This is a genomic window from Venatoribacter cucullus (genome assembly GCF_016132445.1).
GTDB lineage: Bacteria > Pseudomonadota > Gammaproteobacteria > Pseudomonadales > Oceanobacteraceae > Venatoribacter > Venatoribacter cucullus.
Map to the genome: position 1 here is coordinate 645,740 of NZ_CP046056.1, position 18,108 is coordinate 663,847.

Genomic DNA, 18,108 nt, shown 5'->3' on the forward strand with positions numbered 1-18,108 from the left:
CGAACGGCAGTAATTACTTCACGCGGCACCCAGGTGCCGCGTTTTACTTTCCATCGATTGCGACAGGTGAAGTATGTCAAAACGAGATTATTACGAAATTCTGGGTGTCAGTAAGGATGCCGATGCGGCCACGCTGAAAAAGGCCTACCGCAAACTGGCGATGAAATACCACCCGGACCGCAATCCGGATGACAAAGACGCCGACGCCAAATTCAAAGAGGCCACCGAGGCCTACGAAGTGCTGGGCGATGCGCAGAAACGCCAGATGTATGATCAGTATGGTCATGCCGGTGTCGATGGGCAGGCGGGTGGCGGCTACGGCGGTGGTGCCGGTGGCAGCTTCAGCGATATTTTCGGTGATGTGTTCGGTGATATTTTCGGCGGCGGTGGCCGGGGTGGTTCACGGGGTGGTCCGCAGCGCGGTTCTGACCTGCGCTACACCATGGAGCTGACGCTGGAAGAAGCGGTACGTGGGGTGGAAAAGAAAATCCGCATCCCGACCCTGACGGCCTGTACTACCTGCGACGGCACCGGTGCCAAACCGGGTACCAAACCGAAAACCTGTACCACCTGTCATGGGCAGGGGCAGATCCGCATGCAGCAGGGCTTCTTTGCTGTACAGCAAACCTGTCCGAGCTGTCGTGGTCAGGGCACCATTATTGAAGACCCGTGCAGCAGCTGTCATGGCCGTGGCGTGAAAGAAGAAACCAAAACGCTGTCGGTGAAAATCCCGGCGGGTGTGGATACTGGTGATCGGATTCGTCTGGCGGGCGAAGGTGAGGCCGGCGCGATGGGAGGCCCGGCCGGTGATCTGTACGTACAGGTCAGTGTGCGCGAGCACAACCTGTTCCACCGCGATGGCCGTAACCTGTATTGCGATGTGCCCATCAGTATCGTTGATGCCGCACTGGGCGGTGAGCTGGAAGTGCCGACCCTGGATGGCCGGGTGAAACTGAAGATTCCGGCGGAAACCCAAAGCGGCAAGCTGTTCCGCCTGCGTGGCAAAGGGGTAACCCCGGTGCGCGGTGGTCCGGCTGGCGATCTGTTGTGCCGGGTACAGGTGGAAACACCAGTGAACCTGAGCAGCGAGCAGAAAGAACTGCTGATGAAATTCCAGGCGTCGTTAACCGGTGAAAAGCATTCACCGCAGAAGAAAAGCTGGTTTGAAGGTGTGAAGAAATTCTTTGAGGAAATCTGAGCAGTTTTAAACCCTGCCGGCGCAGCCTTCGGGCTGCGCCTCGCATCTCCTGACAAATCGCTATATTCTTAGCGCCGTTTTTCTGAATTTTCTGGACTCCTGTCATGACTCGTATTGCGATTACCGGTGCTGCCGGTCGTATGGGCCGCGTACTGATTGAAGCGGTACGCGCTGCTGAAGGTGCTGAACTGGGCGCGGCGGTGGTGCTGCCCGCTGATCCGATGGCCGGTGTGGACGCCGGTGCCATTGCCGGTTTAGGGGTGGTGCTGAATGTACCCGCCACCACCGCCATTGCCGATGTTATTGACCAGTTCGATGTGCTGATCGATTTCACCGCCCCGGCGGCCACCATGGCCAATATTGAACTCTGCCGTCAGCATGGTAAGCAGATCGTAATCGGTACCACTGGCCTTAATGACGAGCAGAAAGCCGCCATGCAAGTGGCAGCTGCCGACATGGGCATTGTCTTTGCGCCTAACTATTCCGTTGGCGTGAACCTCTGTCTGAATCTGCTGCGCATGGCCGCCTCGGTGATGGGCAATGACAGTGATATTGAAGTGGTGGAAATGCACCACCGGCATAAAGTCGATGCACCGTCCGGTACGGCGTTGCGCATGGGCGAAGTGGTCGCCGAAACCTTGGGCTGGGACCTGAAAGAAGTGGCGGTCTATGGTCGTGAAGGCTACACCGGCGCGCGCCCGCAGAAGCAGATTGGTTTTGAAACCATTCGTGGCGGTGATGTGGTCGGTGATCATACCGTCATGTTCGCCACCGAAGGTGAGCGGGTGGAAATTACCCATAAAGCGCAAAGCCGTATGACCTTCGCCAAAGGTGCGGTACGGGCCGCGTTGTGGGTGAATAAGCAGCCGGCCGGCCTGTACGATATGCAGGATGTGCTGGGCTTCTGAACGCCAGCCGTTCAGGCATAAAAAAACCGCTCATCCGAGCGGTTTTTTTATGTCTTTATTTCGTGTCAGGCGCGGGATTTTACCCCAAGAATATGGTCGAAACCGCGGCTGATCATCTCTTCCATGCCGCTTGGTTTGCCATCCGGGTCAAATACCATGGAGACCAGCATCTGTGCATTGCCCAGCGCCCAGCGGGCACGCTCGCGGGGGGATAAGCCCATTTCCAGTGCGCCACTGCGGATACCGGTTTCAATGTGCTCAGCAATCAGATCCAGTAATTTATTCTGGAAGGCCAGGTACTTGGGCCAGGTTTCATCCCGTACTGAGGCGCTCCACTCCAGCCACACTTTAATGTAGGCCGGGTGCTCTTCGCAGGCCTGCAGAAAAGCCCCCAGATGCGCCTTGATGGCGGCCACCGGGTCAGCCTGTTCACGGTAAACCTGTTCGGCCAGGTTCAGCAGGAAGCTTTCAATCTCGTCCAGTACCGCATCTACCAGATCTTCACGGGTATTGAAATAGTTGAAGACGGTGGCAACCGATACCCCGCCGGTTTCGGCAATTTCGGTGTGTCCGCCACGGCCAATGCCACGGTGAGCAAAGTTCTCTACGGCATGGACCAGCAGTAACTTTTTACGTTCTTCAGGATTCAGACGGCGACGGCCATCAACAGCGACAGGCATGGTAAAACCCCTTGATTCAGTTGCATGAGCGGGTGCGAACAACGCCAGTAGTTTTTGATAACTCTGACTGTTATGTAGTTTCTAAGTAGTTCAACTTCTCAATACCGGATTTTTACTGCAGGCCGATCCCGGGGGAAGCAGTATTGCGTGTAATTTTGTATGTTACATACTGTAACTTCATGTAACAAGGCAGGGTGGCGGTGGATATTACGGCACCGGCCGGAGGTTTTAAGAGGGTGGCGTAACGGTGCTGATTGTGCGCTTGGGTTGGACAGCGGGGGCCGTTTTCAGTATCCTTTAGTGTTAGTTTATACACGCATTGTGGCGATCGCTTTTTGTCGCCGGAATCAGCCGTAAGCGGGATGGGGTCTGTCTTTCACCATTCCGCTTTTTTACGACTGCAGATTCCTTCGGCGATTCCCTCCGGCCCGGTGCGGTAGTCTGCAAGTTTATTCTTTGTTCGGGGATTTAGCCTTGTCTACGCCAGCCATTCTAGCTCTTGAGGACGGCAGCATCTTCAAAGGTACCAGCATTGGTGCCGAAGGTCTGTCAGTGGGAGAGGTAGTGTTTAACACCTCTATGACCGGTTATCAGGAGATTCTTACCGATCCTTCCTATGCCAGTCAGATTGTCACCTTAACCTATCCACATATTGGTAACTACGGTACCAACCCTGAAGACGAAGAGTCTGACGGCATCTATGCCAAAGGCCTGGTAATCCGCGATCTGCCATTAATTGCTTCCAGTTTCCGCAATGAGCAGGCACTGGATGAATACCTGAAACAGCGCAATGTGCTGGGCATTGCCGATATCGATACCCGCCGCCTTACCCGCGTACTGCGTGAAAAAGGCTCGCTGAATGGCTGTCTGCTGGCGGGTGCTGATGCGCACTCAGAAGCGTCGGTAGCCAAAGCGCTGGCAGAAGCCAAGGCTTTCCCCGGCCTGAACGGTATGGATCTGGCCAAAGTGGTCAGCGCCAAAGCCACGTATAAGTGGACCGAAACTGACTGGACGCTGGGTAAAGGCTATGGCCAGCTGAGCGAACCAAAATTTAAGGTGGTGGCGTACGATTACGGCGTAAAACGCAACATTCTGCGTTTGCTGGCTGAGCGTGGCTGCGACCTGACTGTGGTGCCGGCGCAAACCCCGGCCGCTGACGTGCTGGCGATGAATCCGGATGGCGTGTTCCTCTCCAATGGCCCCGGCGACCCGGCTCCTTGCGACTACGCCATTAAGGCCATTCAGGAAATTGTGGCTACCGGTATGCCGGTGTTCGGTATCTGTCTCGGTCACCAGCTGCTGGCGCTGGCGTCTGGTGCGCAAACCGTAAAAATGCCGCACGGCCACCACGGCGGTAACCACCCGGTACAGGATATTGAATCCGGCCGCGTGATGATTACCAGCCAGAACCACGGCTTCGCCGTAGACGAAGCCACTTTGCCGGCCAACGTGAAGGCCACCCATAAGTCACTGTTCGACGGCACGCTGCAGGGCATTGCCCGCACCGATACTCCGGCGTTCAGCTTCCAGGGTCACCCGGAAGCCAGCCCGGGGCCGCGCGATGTTGCCCCGCTGTTCGACCATTTCATTGATCTGATGACCGCCGCCAAGGCCGCTCAATAACAGGACCGACTGAGATATGCCAAAACGTACTGATATTAAAAGTATTCTGATCATCGGCGCCGGTCCTATCGTGATCGGTCAGGCCTGTGAGTTCGATTACTCCGGCGCTCAGGCCTGTAAAGCCCTGCGGGAAGAGGGTTACCGCGTTATTCTGGTGAACTCCAACCCGGCCACCATCATGACCGACCCGTCGATGGCCGATGCCACCTACATCGAACCCATCACCGTCGAAGCGGTTGCCAAAATTATTGAAAAAGAGCGTCCGGATGCGCTGTTGCCGACTATGGGTGGTCAGACCGCACTGAACTGCGCACTGGGCCTGGAACAGGCCGGCGTGCTGGAAAAGTTCGGCGTCGAAATGATCGGTGCCAATGCCGACACCATCGATAAAGCCGAAGACCGTGAGCGTTTCGACCATGCCATGAAGAAAATCGGCCTGGAATGCCCGCGCGCCGGTATTGCGCACAGCATGGAAGAAGCCCGCGAAGTGCAGAAAAGCCTGGGTTTCCCCTGCATTATCCGGCCGTCCTTCACCATGGGTGGCACCGGTGGCGGTATCGCCTACAACAAAGAAGAGTTTGAAGAAATCTGTGCCCGTGGTCTGGACCTGTCACCGACCAACGAGCTGCTGATCGACGAATCCCTGATCGGCTGGAAAGAGTACGAGATGGAAGTTGTGCGGGACAAAAACGACAACTGCATCATTATCTGCTCAATCGAAAACTTCGACGCCATGGGCGTACACACCGGTGACTCCATCACCGTGGCACCGGCGCAGACACTGACCGACAAAGAATATCAGATCATGCGTGACGCCTCGTTGGCGGTACTGCGCGAGATCGGTGTGGAAACCGGCGGTTCCAACGTCCAGTTCGGTATCAACCCGAAAGACGGCCGTATGGTCGTGATCGAGATGAACCCGCGGGTATCCCGTTCCTCCGCTCTGGCGTCTAAAGCAACCGGTTTCCCGATTGCCAAAGTCGCCGCCAAGCTGGCTGTGGGTTATACGCTGGATGAACTGCAGAACGATATTACCGGCGGTCGTACCCCGGCGTCGTTTGAGCCGTCCATCGACTACGTGGTGACCAAAATCCCGCGCTTCACTTTCGAGAAATTCCCGCAGGCCGATGGTCGTCTGACCACCCAGATGAAGTCAGTGGGTGAGGTGATGGCGATTGGCCGTACCCAGCAGGAATCTCTGCAGAAAGCCCTGCGTGGTCTGGAAGTGGGTTCCACCGGTTTCGATCCGAAGGTGGATCTGAACGATCCGGCCAGCAAAGATAAAGTGATTTCCGAACTGCGTACCCCGCGCTCTGAGCGTATCTGGTACATCGGTGATGCCTTCCGTCTGGGCATGAGCGTGCAGGAAGTGTACGAACACTCGCACGTTGATCCCTGGTTCCTGGTGCAGATTGAAGACCTGATCAAAGAAGAAGCCGCGGTGGCCCAAAGCAGCCTGCAGGCGCTGGATGCTGACCGTGTTTATCGTCTGAAGCGCAAAGGTTTCTCCGATGCCCGTCTGGCCACTCTGCTGGGCATTACTGAAAAAACCTTCCGTAAGCACCGTCAGAAGCTGGGCATCCGTCCGGTCTACAAGCGCGTGGATACCTGTGCGGCAGAATTTGCCACCGACACGGCCTATATGTACTCCACCTACGAGGAAGAGTGCGAAGCCAACCCAACTGACCGCGAAAAAATCATCGTGCTGGGTGGTGGTCCGAACCGTATTGGTCAGGGCATCGAGTTTGATTACTGCTGTGTGCACGCGGCACTGGCAGCCAAGGAAGAAGGGTATGAGGCCATTATGGTCAACTGTAACCCGGAAACCGTTTCCACCGACTACGACACCTCCGACCGTCTGTACTTCGAGCCGGTAACCCTGGAAGACGTGCTGGAAATCGTTGAGAAAGAAAAACCCAAAGGCGTGATCGTGCAGTACGGTGGCCAGACCCCGCTGAAACTGGCCGACGAACTGGAAGCCGCTGGTGTGCCCATTATCGGCACGTCACCGGAAGCCATTGACCGCGCCGAAGACCGTGAGCGTTTCCAGCAGATGATCCAGCGTCTGGGTCTGAAGCAGCCGGTGAACGCCACCGTCACGTCCGCAGAAGAAGCGGTGGTGAAAGCCGCCGAAATCGGTTACCCGCTGGTGGTGCGCCCGTCCTATGTGCTGGGCGGCCGGGCGATGGAAATCGTCAACAACGAAGCCTCGCTGCGTCGTTACATGACCGAAGCGGTAAAAGTATCGAACGATTCGCCGGTACTGCTGGATTACTTCCTCGATCGCGCCGTGGAAGTGGATATCGACGCCATCTGTGACGGCGAACAAGTCGTTATCGGTGGCATCATGCAGCACATCGAGCAGGCGGGTATTCACTCCGGTGACTCCGCGTGTTCTCTGCCGCCGTACAGCCTGCCGCAGGATGTACAGGACGAAATGCGCAAGCAGGTGGCTGCCATGGCGATGGAGCTGGGCGTTGTCGGTCTGATGAACACTCAGCTGGCCTGGCAGGATGGTGAGATTTACGTCATTGAAGTGAATCCGCGTGCTTCCCGTACCGTACCGTTTGTCTCCAAGTGCATCGGCACTTCCCTGGCCGCTATTGCTGCCAAGGTGATGACCGGCAAGAAACTGTCTGAACTGGGTTTTACCAAGGAAATTATTCCGCCGTATTTCTCAGTGAAAGAAGCCGTATTCCCGTTCAACAAGTTCCAGGGTGTGGATCCGATCCTCGGCCCGGAAATGAAATCCACCGGTGAAGTGATGGGTGCCGGCACCACTTTCGGCGAAGCTTTCTATAAAGCTCAGCTGGGTGCGGGTGCCAAGTTGCCGGAAGGCGGCGTGGCCTTCCTGTCCGTGCGTGATGCCGACAAGCCGGGTGTGGTGGATATGGCCAAAGGCCTGATCGAACGTGGTTTCCGTCTGGTCTCTACCGAAGGTACCGGTCGTGTGCTGCGTGAAGCCGGCGTGGCGGTGGAGCGGGTCAATAAAGTGACCGAAGGCCGTCCGCACATTGTCGATATGATTAAAAACGATGAGATTTCTCTGATTGTGAACACCACCGATGGCCCGCAGGCGATCAGTGATTCAGCCGACATCCGTCGCAGCGCCCTGCAGCATAAGGTGTACTACACCACCACGCTGGCCGGTGCCGAAGCGGTGGTTGAGGGGCTGCGTTCAGAAGGTCTGAAAGAAGTCCGTCGTTTACAGGAACTGCACGCGACCATCTGATGGTCGCCTGCGTCATTGAATTAAGGAGTCGATCCGTATGCAAAAATTTCCCATGACTGTGGAAGGGGAAAAGGCGCTGCGTGATGAGTTGCAACGCCTGAAGTCGGTTGACCGGCCGCGGGTTATTGCCTCTATTGCCGAAGCCCGTGAGCATGGTGATCTGAAAGAAAACGCCGAATACCATGCAGCCCGTGAGCAGCAGGGGTTTATTGAAGGCCGTATTCAGGATATCGAGGGCAAGCTGTCCAATGCTCAGGTAATTGATATCAAAACCATTCCGCACAGCGGTAAGGTTTTGTTCGGTACCACCGTGCGGATCATCAACACTGACACCGAAGAAGAAGTGGAATACAAAATCGTTGGTGACGACGAAGCGGATATTAAAAATAACCGCATTTCTGTTTCTTCGCCCATTGCCCGCGCCTTAATCGGCAAGGAAGAAGGGGATGTGGTGATGGTGAAGATTCCGAGTGGCACGGTAGAGTTCGAAATCGACGAAGTTCGTCATTTGTAACCGGCTTGCCAATAAAAAACCGCGCTCCGGCGCGGTTTTTTTATGCCTGCTCAGGGGCAGGGAATTAACGGCAGATCATCAAAATCATCGCTGCCATCATCGCGGGCGATGGCGCGCATCATGGCCTGTAATTTTTTCTGCGCTTCGCGGCGCTTTAAGGCTTTGTTCCAGCGCCGGATCTGGTCGGTACTCTTCAGCTGCAGCGGCGGTACAGCGGTGGGTTTATTGCTGTCGTCCATGGCCACCATGGTGAAATAGCAGGTGTGGGTGTGGCGTACGGTGCGCTGGCGGATATCTTCCGCCACCACTTTAATGCCAATTTCCATGGACGTATTGCCGGTGTAATTAATGGTGGCCAGACAGGTCACCAGTTCACCGATATGAATTGGCTCTTTGAATAATACGTTATCCACCGACAGGGTTACCGCATAGTGGCCGCTGTAACGCATGGCACAGGTATAGGCCACTTTATCCAGCAGTTTCAGCAGCTCGCCGCCGTGCATATTGCCGGAAAAGTTGGCCATATCGGGAGTGACCAGAACGGTCATTTCGGTTTGTACAATTTGTCCCACAGACACCTCACTGATTACAGCGACAGTGTAGCGGAAAACAGCGCCGGAGCCGGCGCTGAAATGATGAAATCTGTTAATGAATTGGCCAGAACCTGGCTATCAGATCAGAAATCTTCGGTCGAGGTGAACAGGCCAACGCGCAGGTCGCTGGCGGCATAAATTTCACGGCCATCCACTTCCATGGTGGCATCGGCAATGCCCATCACCAGCTTCTGTTCCATAACCCGGCGCATGCTGATGCGGTAGGTGACTTTTTTGGCGGTCGGCAGCACCTGGCCACGGAATTTCACTTCGCCGCTGCCCAGTGCCCGGCCACGCCCCGGGTTGCCGCGCCAGCCGAGGAAGAAACCGACCAGTTGCCACATCGCATCAAGGCCCAGACAGCCCGGCATTACCGGATCGCCTTCAAAATGGCAGGCAAAGAACCACAGCGACGGATCAATATCCAGTTCGGCGACGATTTCACCTTTACCGTATTTACCACCTTCGTTACTGATGTGGGTAATGCGGTCCATCATCAGCATATTGGGCAGCGGCAGGCGGGCATTGCCTTCGCCGAATAATTCGCCACGGCCACAGGCCAGTAATTCTTCGCGGGTGTAACTGCTCTGGCGGGTCATGCGGTTTCCTCTGTCTTTCTTATGTGCAGGTGAGTATGCCTGCACGGTGACAGATTTACAGCGTGAGTACCAATTAAGGTTTTATGAAGAAATGGAAATAATCAGAAGGAGGGACCCGCCAGAACTGGCGGGTCAGGGGGTGTTACAGCTTTTCAACCAGCAGGCTGCCGATGGAATAACCGGCTCCGAAGGAACAGATCAGGCCTTTGTCGCCGGCGCTGAAGTCATCCTGATAACGGTGGAACGCAATGACCGAACCAGACGACGCTACGTTGGCGAATTCATCCAGAATGACCGGCGCTTCATTACCTTCCGGCAGCCGGCCGAGCAGTTTTTTCACCGCAAACATATTCATATTGATGTTGGCCTGATGCAGCCACATACGCTTCAGATCAGCCGGTTGCAAATTGTTGCTGGTCAGTTGCCCTTCAATAAAGTCAGTCACCAGTGGCAGCAGTTCTTTAAAGACTTTACGGCCTTCCTGCTGGAAGAAGGGGCGTTCGTAGGCCAGATCATCGAAGCAGTGGTCGGTGTAGTTGCCATCACAGCGGATGTTGGCAGAGTACTGGGTGAACTGCTGAGTGTGCAGAATACGGAACGCATGTGGGCTGGTGCAGCTGTCCTGGCGTTCAATCACCACGGCGGTAGCGCCATCACCAAAAATAAAATGGCTGTCGCGGGATTTCAGATTCACCTGCGGGGTGGCGAATTCCGGGTTTACCACCAGTGCACATTTGGCCAGACCGGCTTTCACCGATGCATAGGCTGAAATCAGGCCGAACGTGGCGGACGAACAGGCAATGCCCATATCGTAAGCAAAGCCTTTGATGCCCAGTTTCTGCTGAATTTCTACCGCAATCGATGGATAAGCACGCTGGTGATTGGTGGTGGCGACAATCAGCATATCAATATCGGCCGCGGTTTTACCGGCACGTTGCATGGCTTCGCGGGCAGCGCCCAGACCCATGGTCACCACTTCGGGTTCGTTGCCGTTTTCCGGCGTGCAGGGTTCAAAACGCGGCATCATCCGTGCAGGGTCCAGCATGCCATCTTTATGCATGGCATAACGGGCTTTGATGCCGGAAGCTTTTTCAATGAATTCGCTGCTGCTCAGTGGCAGAGCTTCCAGCTCGCCGGCAGCGATCGCCGCGGCGTTGTCGTCATTGAAGCGGGTAACGTAGGCATTGTAAGCATCGACCAGTTCGTCGTTGCTGACAGAAAACGGCGGAATAAACAGGCCGGAGCCGGAAATAACGATATCGGACATGAGGAAGGAACCTTGCTTTTTCCGGCATTATCACCGGAACAGCGCAACCTTCCAACCATACATTTGTTGCAGGGGCATGACATGACCGGATTTGAGCATCCGGTCATATTCTGCAGCGGCCGGAAATTCAGCGCTTAAGATTGGACAGCGTGGCTTTGGCCTGCGGGTTGCGGCGCAGCAGCAGCGCGGTATTGCCGATTTGCTGGGGCATTTCGGCACCGGTGATGCGCAGGATCTCGGCGATCACTTGTTTTTTCACTTCACGATCACCCACGGATACTTTGATTTTGATCAGTTCGTGGTCGTTCAGGGCGCGGTTCAGCTCTTCGATAACGCTTTCAGTCAGGCCGTTGCCGGCCACCGTTACAATGGGATTCAGGGTGTGGCCAATGGCGCGCAGGGCCTTTTTCTGTTCGTTGGATAATGCCATACAGGTTCGGAAGCTCTTCAGATCAGTGTTAGAATCCCGGGTCTGTTTTGCACTGCCGGGACGTACTGCCCGACAGTATACCTGACCTTGGAGTAAGAACCCGCATGGCGCGATCAAAAACCAGTGCCGAGTGGCTCAAAGAGCACGTCGACGATATTTATGTGCAGAAAGCCCAGCAGGATGGCTACCGTACCCGCGCCAGTTACAAGCTGCTTGAGCTGGATGAAAAAGATCAGCTGATCAAACCCGGCATGGTGATTCTGGATCTTGGTGCTGCGCCCGGCGGCTGGTCGCAGGTGGTGGGGCGCAAGCTGAACGGTAACGGGGTGATTATTGCATCCGATATTCTGTCTATGGACCCGATAGCGGATGTCGATTTCATTCAGGGCGATTTTACCGAACAATCGGTGTTCGATCAGATTATGGACGTCGTGGGTGGCCGCCCGGTTGACCTTGTAATTTCCGATATGGCCCCCAACATGAGTGGCATGGCGTCGATTGACCAGCCCGGTTCCATGTATCTGGTCGAGCTGGCGCTGGATATGGCGCGGCAGGTTCTGAAACCCAATGGCCAGTTTGTGGCCAAAGTGTTTCAGGGTGACGGCTTTGATCAGTATGTGAAAGACGTCAGAGAATCGTTCAGTAAGGTAATGATTCGTAAGCCAAAGGCGTCACGCCCGCGTTCACGCGAGGTCTACGTCGTTGGTAAAGGTTTCCGAGCTTAGTCTGGCTTGTTAAGCTAGCGGCAGATATGAACAGCTGGATAACCGGCCGTTCTGACAAATGAGGTGGTGCCGGATATGGCAAAAAATTTCCTGTTGTGGGCAGTGATCGCCGCTGTTCTGATGATGGTGTTCAACAACTTCCAGAATGTCAGCCGTGGCACCACGCTGTCGTATTCGGAGTTCATCACTGCCGTAGGCAATGGTCAGGTTGAAAAGGTCACCATTTCCGGTCAGACCATTGCTGGTGTCAGCACCGGCGGCGGTTCGTTTGAAACCGTGCTGCCGGTATACGACGACAAGCTGATCGACACCTTGCTGAATAACAATGTGCAGATCGTCGGTGAAAAACCCGAGAAGCAGGGCTTCTTTACTCAGCTGTTGCTGGCCTCATTGCCTATCCTGATCATCATCGCGGTGTTTATGCTGTTTATGCGCCAGATGCAGGGCGGTGGCGGCGGTAAAGGAGGCCCGATGGCCTTTGGTAAGAGCAAAGCCAAGCTGCTGAGTGAAGATCAGATTAAAACCACTTTTGAAGATGTGGCCGGCTGTGACGAAGCCAAAGAAGACGTAAAAGAGCTGGTTGAATTCCTGCGTGATCCGGGTAAATACCAGCGTCTGGGCGGCAAAATTCCCCGTGGCGTTTTAATGGTTGGCCAGCCGGGTACCGGTAAAACCCTGCTCGCCAAGGCCATTGCCGGTGAGGCGCGGGTGCCGTTCTTCTCTATCTCCGGTTCTGACTTTGTGGAGATGTTTGTCGGTGTGGGTGCTTCCCGGGTTCGCGATATGTTCGAGCAGGCCAAGAAGCAGGCGCCCTGCATTATCTTTATCGACGAAATTGATGCCGTCGGCCGTTCCCGTGGTGTGGGCATCGGTGGCGGTAATGATGAACGTGAACAAACCCTGAACCAGCTGCTGGTGGAAATGGACGGCTTTGAAGTAAACGATGGCATTATTGTGATTGCCGCCACCAACCGTCCGGACGTACTGGACCCGGCGCTGCTGCGCCCCGGTCGTTTCGACCGTCAGGTGGTGGTCGGTTTGCCGGATATTCGTGGCCGTGAACAGATTCTGGGCGTGCACATGCGCAAAGTACCGGTGGCCAAAGACGTGAATGCGTCCCTGATTGCCCGTGGTACGCCGGGCTTCTCCGGCGCCGATCTGGCTAACCTGGTGAACGAAGCTGCGCTGTTCGCTGCCCGTTCCAACCGTAATCTGGTCACGATGGAAGAGTTCGAGAAAGCCAAGGATAAGATCCTGATGGGTGCCGAACGCAAAACCATGGTGATGTCGGAAAAAGAGAAAACCAATACCGCTTATCACGAAGCCGGCCACGCCATTGTGGGCCGACTGATGCCGGAGCATGATCCGGTGTACAAGGTGTCCATCATTCCTCGCGGCCGGGCTTTGGGCGTTACCATGTTCCTGCCGGAAGAAGATCGTCATTCCATCAGCAAGCGCGGTATTGAAAGCAATATCTGTTCGCTGTACGGCGGTCGTATTGCGGAGGAAATGACCCTGGGTAAAGACGGGGTAACCACTGGCGCGTCCAATGATATTGAACGGGCCACCAAGTACGCCCGCAATTACGTCACCAAATGGGGTCTGTCCGACAAGCTGGGTGCACAGTTGTATACCGAAGAAGAGCAGAACGGTTACCTGGGTTCTGCTGGTGGCCACCAGATGGCGCACCTGTCGGATGAAACGGCCCGTCTTATTGATGCGGAAGTAAAAGAATTACTGGACCGCTGCTATCAGCGGGCAACCCGCATTCTGGAAGAAAACCGCGACAAGCTGGAGCTGATGAAAGATGCGCTGATGGAATATGAAACCATCGATGCGGATCAGATTGACGATATTATGCATGGCAAAACCCCGCGTCCGCCAAAAGCCTGGAGCGACAATGACTCTTCCGGTCCTGCCGCACCGGCCGGCGAGGAAGCAAGCCATGATATGGCCCGTGATACGGATGACGATGCCGAAGGGCATCCGGCCGGCGAGAAGCATTAAGCACTCGCTGTCCCCGGTATCCGATAGAGCAATCGATTGAAAAACCGATAGAAAATCGGATAGAAAAACCGATAAAAAAACGGATAGAACAAAAGGCGGCGCAAGCCGCCTTTTTGCATTAAGGAACCTCGTTATGAAACTTCGTTGTGGCGCGCGTGAGCTGGACCTGAGCCTGCCTCGGGTGATGGGTATTCTGAACGTCACACCCGATTCGTTTTCCGATGGCGGGCGCTTTCATGCACTGGACGCCGCGTTGCGTCATGCGGAACAGATGCTGCAGGATGGGGCGGAGCTGATTGATATCGGCGGTGAATCGACCCGTCCGGGGGCTGCCCAGGTGGGCGAGCAGGAAGAGCTGGAGCGCGTGGTGCCGGTGGTGGAGGCCATTGCTGCACGGCTGGATGTCTGTATTTCCATTGATACCAGCAGTCCGGCGGTGATGAGCGCCAGTGCCGCCGCCGGTGCCCATCTGCTGAATGATGTACGCTCGTTAACCCGGCCTGGCGCCCTGGCGGCAGCGGCGGCGACCGGGTTGCCGGTATGCCTGATGCACATGAATGGTGAGCCGCAGGTTATGCAGGAAGCGCCGCATTATGATCAGCCCATTGAAGAGGCGGTGCTGCAGCAATTGCAGGACAGTATCGAGCGTTGTGAGCAGGCCGGAATTGCCCGTGAGCGCTTGTTGATTGACCCGGGTTTCGGCTTTGGCAAAAACGACCGGCATAATTACCGGCTGCTGAACCGGCTGGAGTACCTGCAGCAATTGCAGTTGCCATTGCTGACGGGTTTGTCACGCAAGCGTATGATTGGCGCGGCTACCGGTAATCCTATTGCTGCCGAGCGTTTGCAGGGCAGTGTCAGTGGGGCGGTGATCTGCGCCATGAAAGGCGCCCGTATTATCCGTGTGCACGATGTGCGGGAAACCGTGGACGCAATGAACGTGCTGCACGCGACGCTTAAGGAAGGTTATGTCTAGAAAATATTTTGGCACCGATGGTGTCCGTGGTCGGGTAGGTGAAGCCCCGATTACACCGGAATTTGTGATGAAGCTGGGCTGGGCCGCCGGCAAGGTATTTGACCAGCAAGGCAAAAGCCGCATTCTGATCGGCAAAGATACCCGTATCTCGGGTTATATGTTTGAGTCTGCACTGGAAGCCGGCTTGTCCGCCGCCGGTGTCGATGTGGGGCTGCTGGGGCCGATTCCGACGCCGGGCATTGCTTACCTGACCCGCACCTTCCGTGCTCAGGCCGGCATTGTAATCAGTGCCTCGCACAACCCTTACTACGATAACGGCATTAAGTTTTTCTCCGCTGCCGGTGAAAAACTGCCCGATGAAACCGAGCTGGCCATCGAAGCCTGGCTGGATAAACCCATGACCTGTGTCGATTCGGCCCAGCTGGGTAAGGCCAAACGCATTAACGATGCGGCCGGTCGCTATATTGAATTCTGCAAAGGCACCACCAATGCGCTGAACCTGCGTGGGCTGAAAATTGTGCTCGACTGTGCCCACGGAGCGACCTATCAGATTGCCCCGGCTGTATTCAGTGAGCTGGGAGCCAGCGTTATCAGTATGGGTATCGAACCCAACGGTCTGAATATTAATGATGGTGTCGGTTCCACCGAGCCGGAAGCGCTGCGCCAGCGGGTGCTGACCGAAAAAGCAGACCTCGGCATTGCCTTTGATGGCGATGGTGACCGGGTGATGATGGTTGACCATGCCGGTGAGCTGGTCGACGGTGATCAGCTGCTGTTTATTATGGCCAGCCACGCGCGGATGCAGGGACGGCTGCCCGGCGGGGTGGTTGGTACCCTGATGAGTAACCTGGGGCTGGAACTGGGCCTGAAGGCACTGGGTATTGATTTTGTCCGCGCCAAAGTCGGCGACCGTTATGTGATGCAGCTGCTCAGCGAGCACGGCTGGCGCTATGGTGGCGAGTCTTCCGGACATTTGCTGTGTCTGGATGCCAACACCACCGGCGATGGCATTGTGGCGGCGCTGCAGGTGCTGCAGGCGCTGGCGGAAACCGGCACCAGTCTGCACGACTGGCAGCGCCGTATGGTGAAAATGCCGCAGGTGATGATTAACGTAAAACGCAGCCGTCAGGCGGATGTCATGAGCCTGCCGGAAATCACGGCGGCAGTGGCCGCGACGGAAACCCGTCTGGCTGGTCGTGGTCGTGTGCTGCTGCGGCCCTCCGGTACCGAACCGGTGGTGCGGGTGATGGTGGAAGGTGAAGATCCGGCGCTGGTACAGCAGCTGGCCACTGAGCTGGCGGCAGTGGTCGAAGCGGCGCTGCGCTGAGGCGGGCGCCGTTGCTTGTTTCCGGCAGTCATCTTCGCTAGTATCTGCGCTCTTAAAATTTCAGGAATGCTCATGCGTCGCTTGTTGGTTGCCGGAAACTGGAAAATGAATGCCTCTGTCGCCCAGACCGAGGCATTGTTGTCAGCCCTGTGTGCGGCCGAATTCTCCTGCGATGTGGCGGTGTTTCCGCCCTTTCCCTACCTGGCGCAGGCGGTTCAGACCACCGGCAACAGCACGGTACGGGTCGGCGCCCAGAATGTCGCCAGCGAAAGCAGTGGTGCATTTACTGGTGAAGTGTCAGCCAGCATGCTGGCGGATGTCGGTTGTCGTCTGGCCCTGGTCGGACACTCTGAACGCCGCTCGCTGTATGGTGAAACCGATGCGCAGGTGCTGGAAAAAACCCGGCAGTTGCTGGCCAATGGCTTAACGGCGGTGGTCTGTGTTGGTGAAACGCTGGAGCAGCGTCAGGCTGGCCGTGAAGAAGCCGTAGTGGCTGAACAGCTGGCGTTATTGTTGCGGGAATTAAGCAATTACGACTGGCGCAATATTGTGCTGGCGTACGAGCCGGTGTGGGCCATTGGTACCGGTGAAACGGCCACCCCGGAACAGGCGCAGGCCATGCATGCATTTATCCGCAGTTTGTTGCAGGAAAAAGATCCTGCGCTGGCGGCGGCTACAAGAATTTTATACGGCGGCAGTGTAAAAGCGGCCAATGCTGCGGAATTATTCGCGCAGCCGGATATTGATGGTGGATTGGTCGGGGGAGCTTCCCTTGATGCCACTGAATTTTCAGCCATTTGTCAGGCGTAAAAGGATAGCTATGGAATCCATTATTATTGTTGTGCACATTCTGATTGCCCTGGGCATTATCGGATTCGTTATGATTCAGCAGGGTAAAGGTGCTGATGCCGGTGCGTCTTTTGGCAGTGGTGCTTCACAAACGGTGTTTGGCAGCAGTGGTTCGGGCAATTTTCTCAGCCGCAGCACGGCCGTTCTGGCCACCGCATTTTTCCTCACCAGTCTGGCGTTAGCGGTTTACGCTAAACAGCGTGCGACCGGTGCTGCGGATGTGGGTCTGCCCAGTGATGAAGTAATTAAAATGCTTGAGCAGGAGACCCCTGTTGTGGAAGAATACGCGCCGTCTTCTGATGCTCCTGAACTGGATGCCTCAGTCGGTGACGAACCGGTACTGGAAAAAACCCCTCAGTAACAATACCGGTGCGCTGCGTGCGGATGTGGTGAAATTGGTAGACACGCCATCTTGAGGGGGTGGTGAGCCTAGCTCGTGCGAGTTCGAGTCTCGCCATCCGCACCAACTCCTCAGGAGCAGAAAAGCGAACATGGTTCGCTTTTTTTGTTCTAAGGGCCTATAATGCGCGTGCTTTTCAGAGAGCACTACTAAAAAGCCCCTCCAGTCAGGGGCTTTTTAGTAGTTGTTTTTCTGCAATCACTCCGGCTTGCCGGGGTGTTACAGGAATCTGTCTGCGGGCAGATTCCGGTCTGCGTCAGGCAGTAGCGGACTGGGCACAATGTTGCCCAGTTTTTGTTTGTGGTGAGGGTAAAATTTTTGGCTAAAGAAACGCAATTAACGGATCTGTTGCGCCCGGTGGTCGAATCCATGGGATTCGTATTCTGGGGCATCGAGTTTATTGCCCAGGGTCGTCAGTCTATGCTGCGTGTTTTTATCGATCATGCCAACGGCATTAACGTCGATGATTGTGCCGCTGTCAGCCGCCAGCTCAGCGCGGTGCTGGATGTAGAAGATCCGATCACGCAGGAATACACGCTGGAAGTCTCTTCTCCCGGCATGGACCGACCGTTGTTCACCATTGAACAATATCAGCAGTACGCCAACCACATTATCGAGCTGCGTCTGCGTATGCCGTTTGAAGGACGGCGCAAATTCAAGGGCCAATTAATTGGTGTGGAACAGGAAGACATCGTGCTGGTTGTTGACGAGCATGAATACCTGTTACCCGTTGAACTGATTGAAAAAGCCCATGTTGTTCCACAATTCAAGGACTAATGC

The 18,108-nt window shown here is 55.7% G+C and carries 17 protein-coding genes and 1 tRNA gene; 13 read left to right on the top strand and 5 right to left on the bottom strand.

The genetic code is table 11. The features are described from left to right. Positions 1 to 73: 73 nt before the first annotated feature. Complete coding sequence (dnaJ, locus tag GJQ55_RS03220; protein ID WP_228346077.1) at positions 74 to 1,198, top strand: molecular chaperone DnaJ; 1,125 nt, start codon at positions 74 to 76, stop codon at positions 1,196 to 1,198. A 104-nt stretch (positions 1,199 to 1,302) separates the two neighbouring features. Beyond that, complete coding sequence (dapB, locus tag GJQ55_RS03225) at positions 1,303 to 2,106, top strand: 4-hydroxy-tetrahydrodipicolinate reductase (protein WP_228346078.1); 804 nt, start codon at positions 1,303 to 1,305, stop codon at positions 2,104 to 2,106. A 65-nt stretch (positions 2,107 to 2,171) separates the two neighbouring features. On the opposite strand, the gene GJQ55_RS03230 is transcribed toward dapB, so the two are convergent. After that, positions 2,172 to 2,786 carry a TetR/AcrR family transcriptional regulator gene (locus GJQ55_RS03230; RefSeq protein ID WP_228346079.1) on the bottom strand — a complete coding sequence of 205 codons (615 nt, stop codon included), beginning with the start codon at positions 2,784 to 2,786 and terminating at the stop codon, positions 2,172 to 2,174. Between the two features lie 474 nt (positions 2,787 to 3,260). Between GJQ55_RS03230 and carA the strand changes: the two genes are divergently transcribed. Genes carA through greA form a run of 3 tightly spaced genes read left to right on the top strand, consistent with a single transcriptional unit; the run spans position 3,261 to position 8,155 of the window. After that, a complete protein-coding gene (gene carA, locus GJQ55_RS03235) occupies positions 3,261 to 4,409 on the top strand; it encodes a glutamine-hydrolyzing carbamoyl-phosphate synthase small subunit (RefSeq protein WP_228346080.1) in 1,149 nt (382 codons plus the stop codon). Positions 4,410 to 4,425: 16 nt separating this feature from the next. Beyond that, positions 4,426 to 7,641: a carbamoyl-phosphate synthase large subunit gene (gene carB / locus GJQ55_RS03240; RefSeq protein WP_228346081.1), complete on the top strand. Its 3,216-nt coding sequence runs from the start codon at positions 4,426 to 4,428 to the stop codon at positions 7,639 to 7,641. 37 nt (positions 7,642 to 7,678) lie between these two features. Next, complete coding sequence (gene greA / locus GJQ55_RS03245; protein WP_228346082.1) at positions 7,679 to 8,155, top strand: transcription elongation factor GreA; 477 nt, start codon at positions 7,679 to 7,681, stop codon at positions 8,153 to 8,155. Positions 8,156 to 8,205: 50 nt separating this feature from the next. Here greA and GJQ55_RS03250 read toward each other — a convergent pair whose 3' ends face one another. From GJQ55_RS03250 to GJQ55_RS03265, 4 genes are all read right to left on the bottom strand, one after another. After that, positions 8,206 to 8,727: an acyl-CoA thioesterase gene (locus GJQ55_RS03250; RefSeq protein WP_228346083.1), complete on the bottom strand. Its 522-nt coding sequence runs from the start codon at positions 8,725 to 8,727 to the stop codon at positions 8,206 to 8,208. Positions 8,728 to 8,831: 104 nt separating this feature from the next. Next, on the bottom strand, positions 8,832 to 9,347 hold the full coding sequence (gene fabA / locus GJQ55_RS03255) for a 3-hydroxyacyl-[acyl-carrier-protein] dehydratase FabA (RefSeq protein WP_228346084.1): 516 nt from the start codon (positions 9,345 to 9,347) through the stop codon (positions 8,832 to 8,834). A gap of 142 nt (positions 9,348 to 9,489) precedes the next feature. Continuing rightward, positions 9,490 to 10,614, bottom strand: a complete 1,125-nt coding sequence (locus GJQ55_RS03260; RefSeq protein ID WP_228346085.1) for a beta-ketoacyl-ACP synthase III — start codon at positions 10,612 to 10,614, stop codon at positions 9,490 to 9,492. A 127-nt stretch (positions 10,615 to 10,741) separates the two neighbouring features. Beyond that, a complete protein-coding gene (locus tag GJQ55_RS03265; protein ID WP_228346086.1) occupies positions 10,742 to 11,044 on the bottom strand; it encodes a YhbY family RNA-binding protein in 303 nt (100 codons plus the stop codon). A gap of 104 nt (positions 11,045 to 11,148) precedes the next feature. Between GJQ55_RS03265 and rlmE the strand changes: the two genes are divergently transcribed. From rlmE to rimP, 8 genes are all read left to right on the top strand, one after another. Continuing rightward, positions 11,149 to 11,769: a 23S rRNA (uridine(2552)-2'-O)-methyltransferase RlmE gene (rlmE, locus tag GJQ55_RS03270; protein WP_228346087.1), complete on the top strand. Its 621-nt coding sequence runs from the start codon at positions 11,149 to 11,151 to the stop codon at positions 11,767 to 11,769. A 75-nt stretch (positions 11,770 to 11,844) separates the two neighbouring features. Then, a complete protein-coding gene (gene ftsH, locus GJQ55_RS03275) occupies positions 11,845 to 13,776 on the top strand; it encodes an ATP-dependent zinc metalloprotease FtsH (RefSeq protein ID WP_228346088.1) in 1,932 nt (643 codons plus the stop codon). Positions 13,777 to 13,909: 133 nt separating this feature from the next. Further along, the gene (folP, locus tag GJQ55_RS03280; protein WP_228346089.1) at positions 13,910 to 14,752 is read left to right on the top strand and encodes a dihydropteroate synthase; all 843 of its coding nucleotides are present in this window, start codon (positions 13,910 to 13,912) and stop codon (positions 14,750 to 14,752) included. Next, positions 14,745 to 16,079 carry a phosphoglucosamine mutase gene (gene glmM, locus GJQ55_RS03285; RefSeq protein ID WP_228346090.1) on the top strand — a complete coding sequence of 445 codons (1,335 nt, stop codon included), beginning with the start codon at positions 14,745 to 14,747 and terminating at the stop codon, positions 16,077 to 16,079. Before folP ends, glmM begins: the two co-directional genes overlap by 8 nt. Before the next feature lie 72 nt (positions 16,080 to 16,151). Then, entirely contained in the window at positions 16,152 to 16,889 is a 738-nt protein-coding gene (gene tpiA, locus GJQ55_RS03290; protein WP_228346091.1) for a triose-phosphate isomerase, read from the top strand. Between the two features lie 10 nt (positions 16,890 to 16,899). Continuing rightward, positions 16,900 to 17,289: a preprotein translocase subunit SecG gene (gene secG / locus GJQ55_RS03295; RefSeq protein ID WP_228346092.1), complete on the top strand. Its 390-nt coding sequence runs from the start codon at positions 16,900 to 16,902 to the stop codon at positions 17,287 to 17,289. Between the two features lie 19 nt (positions 17,290 to 17,308). After that, positions 17,309 to 17,394 (top strand) — tRNA-Leu (locus tag GJQ55_RS03300). A 252-nt stretch (positions 17,395 to 17,646) separates the two neighbouring features. Further along, on the top strand, positions 17,647 to 18,105 hold the full coding sequence (gene rimP, locus GJQ55_RS03305) for a ribosome maturation factor RimP (protein ID WP_228346093.1): 459 nt from the start codon (positions 17,647 to 17,649) through the stop codon (positions 18,103 to 18,105). Positions 18,106 to 18,108: the final 3 nt, after the last annotated feature.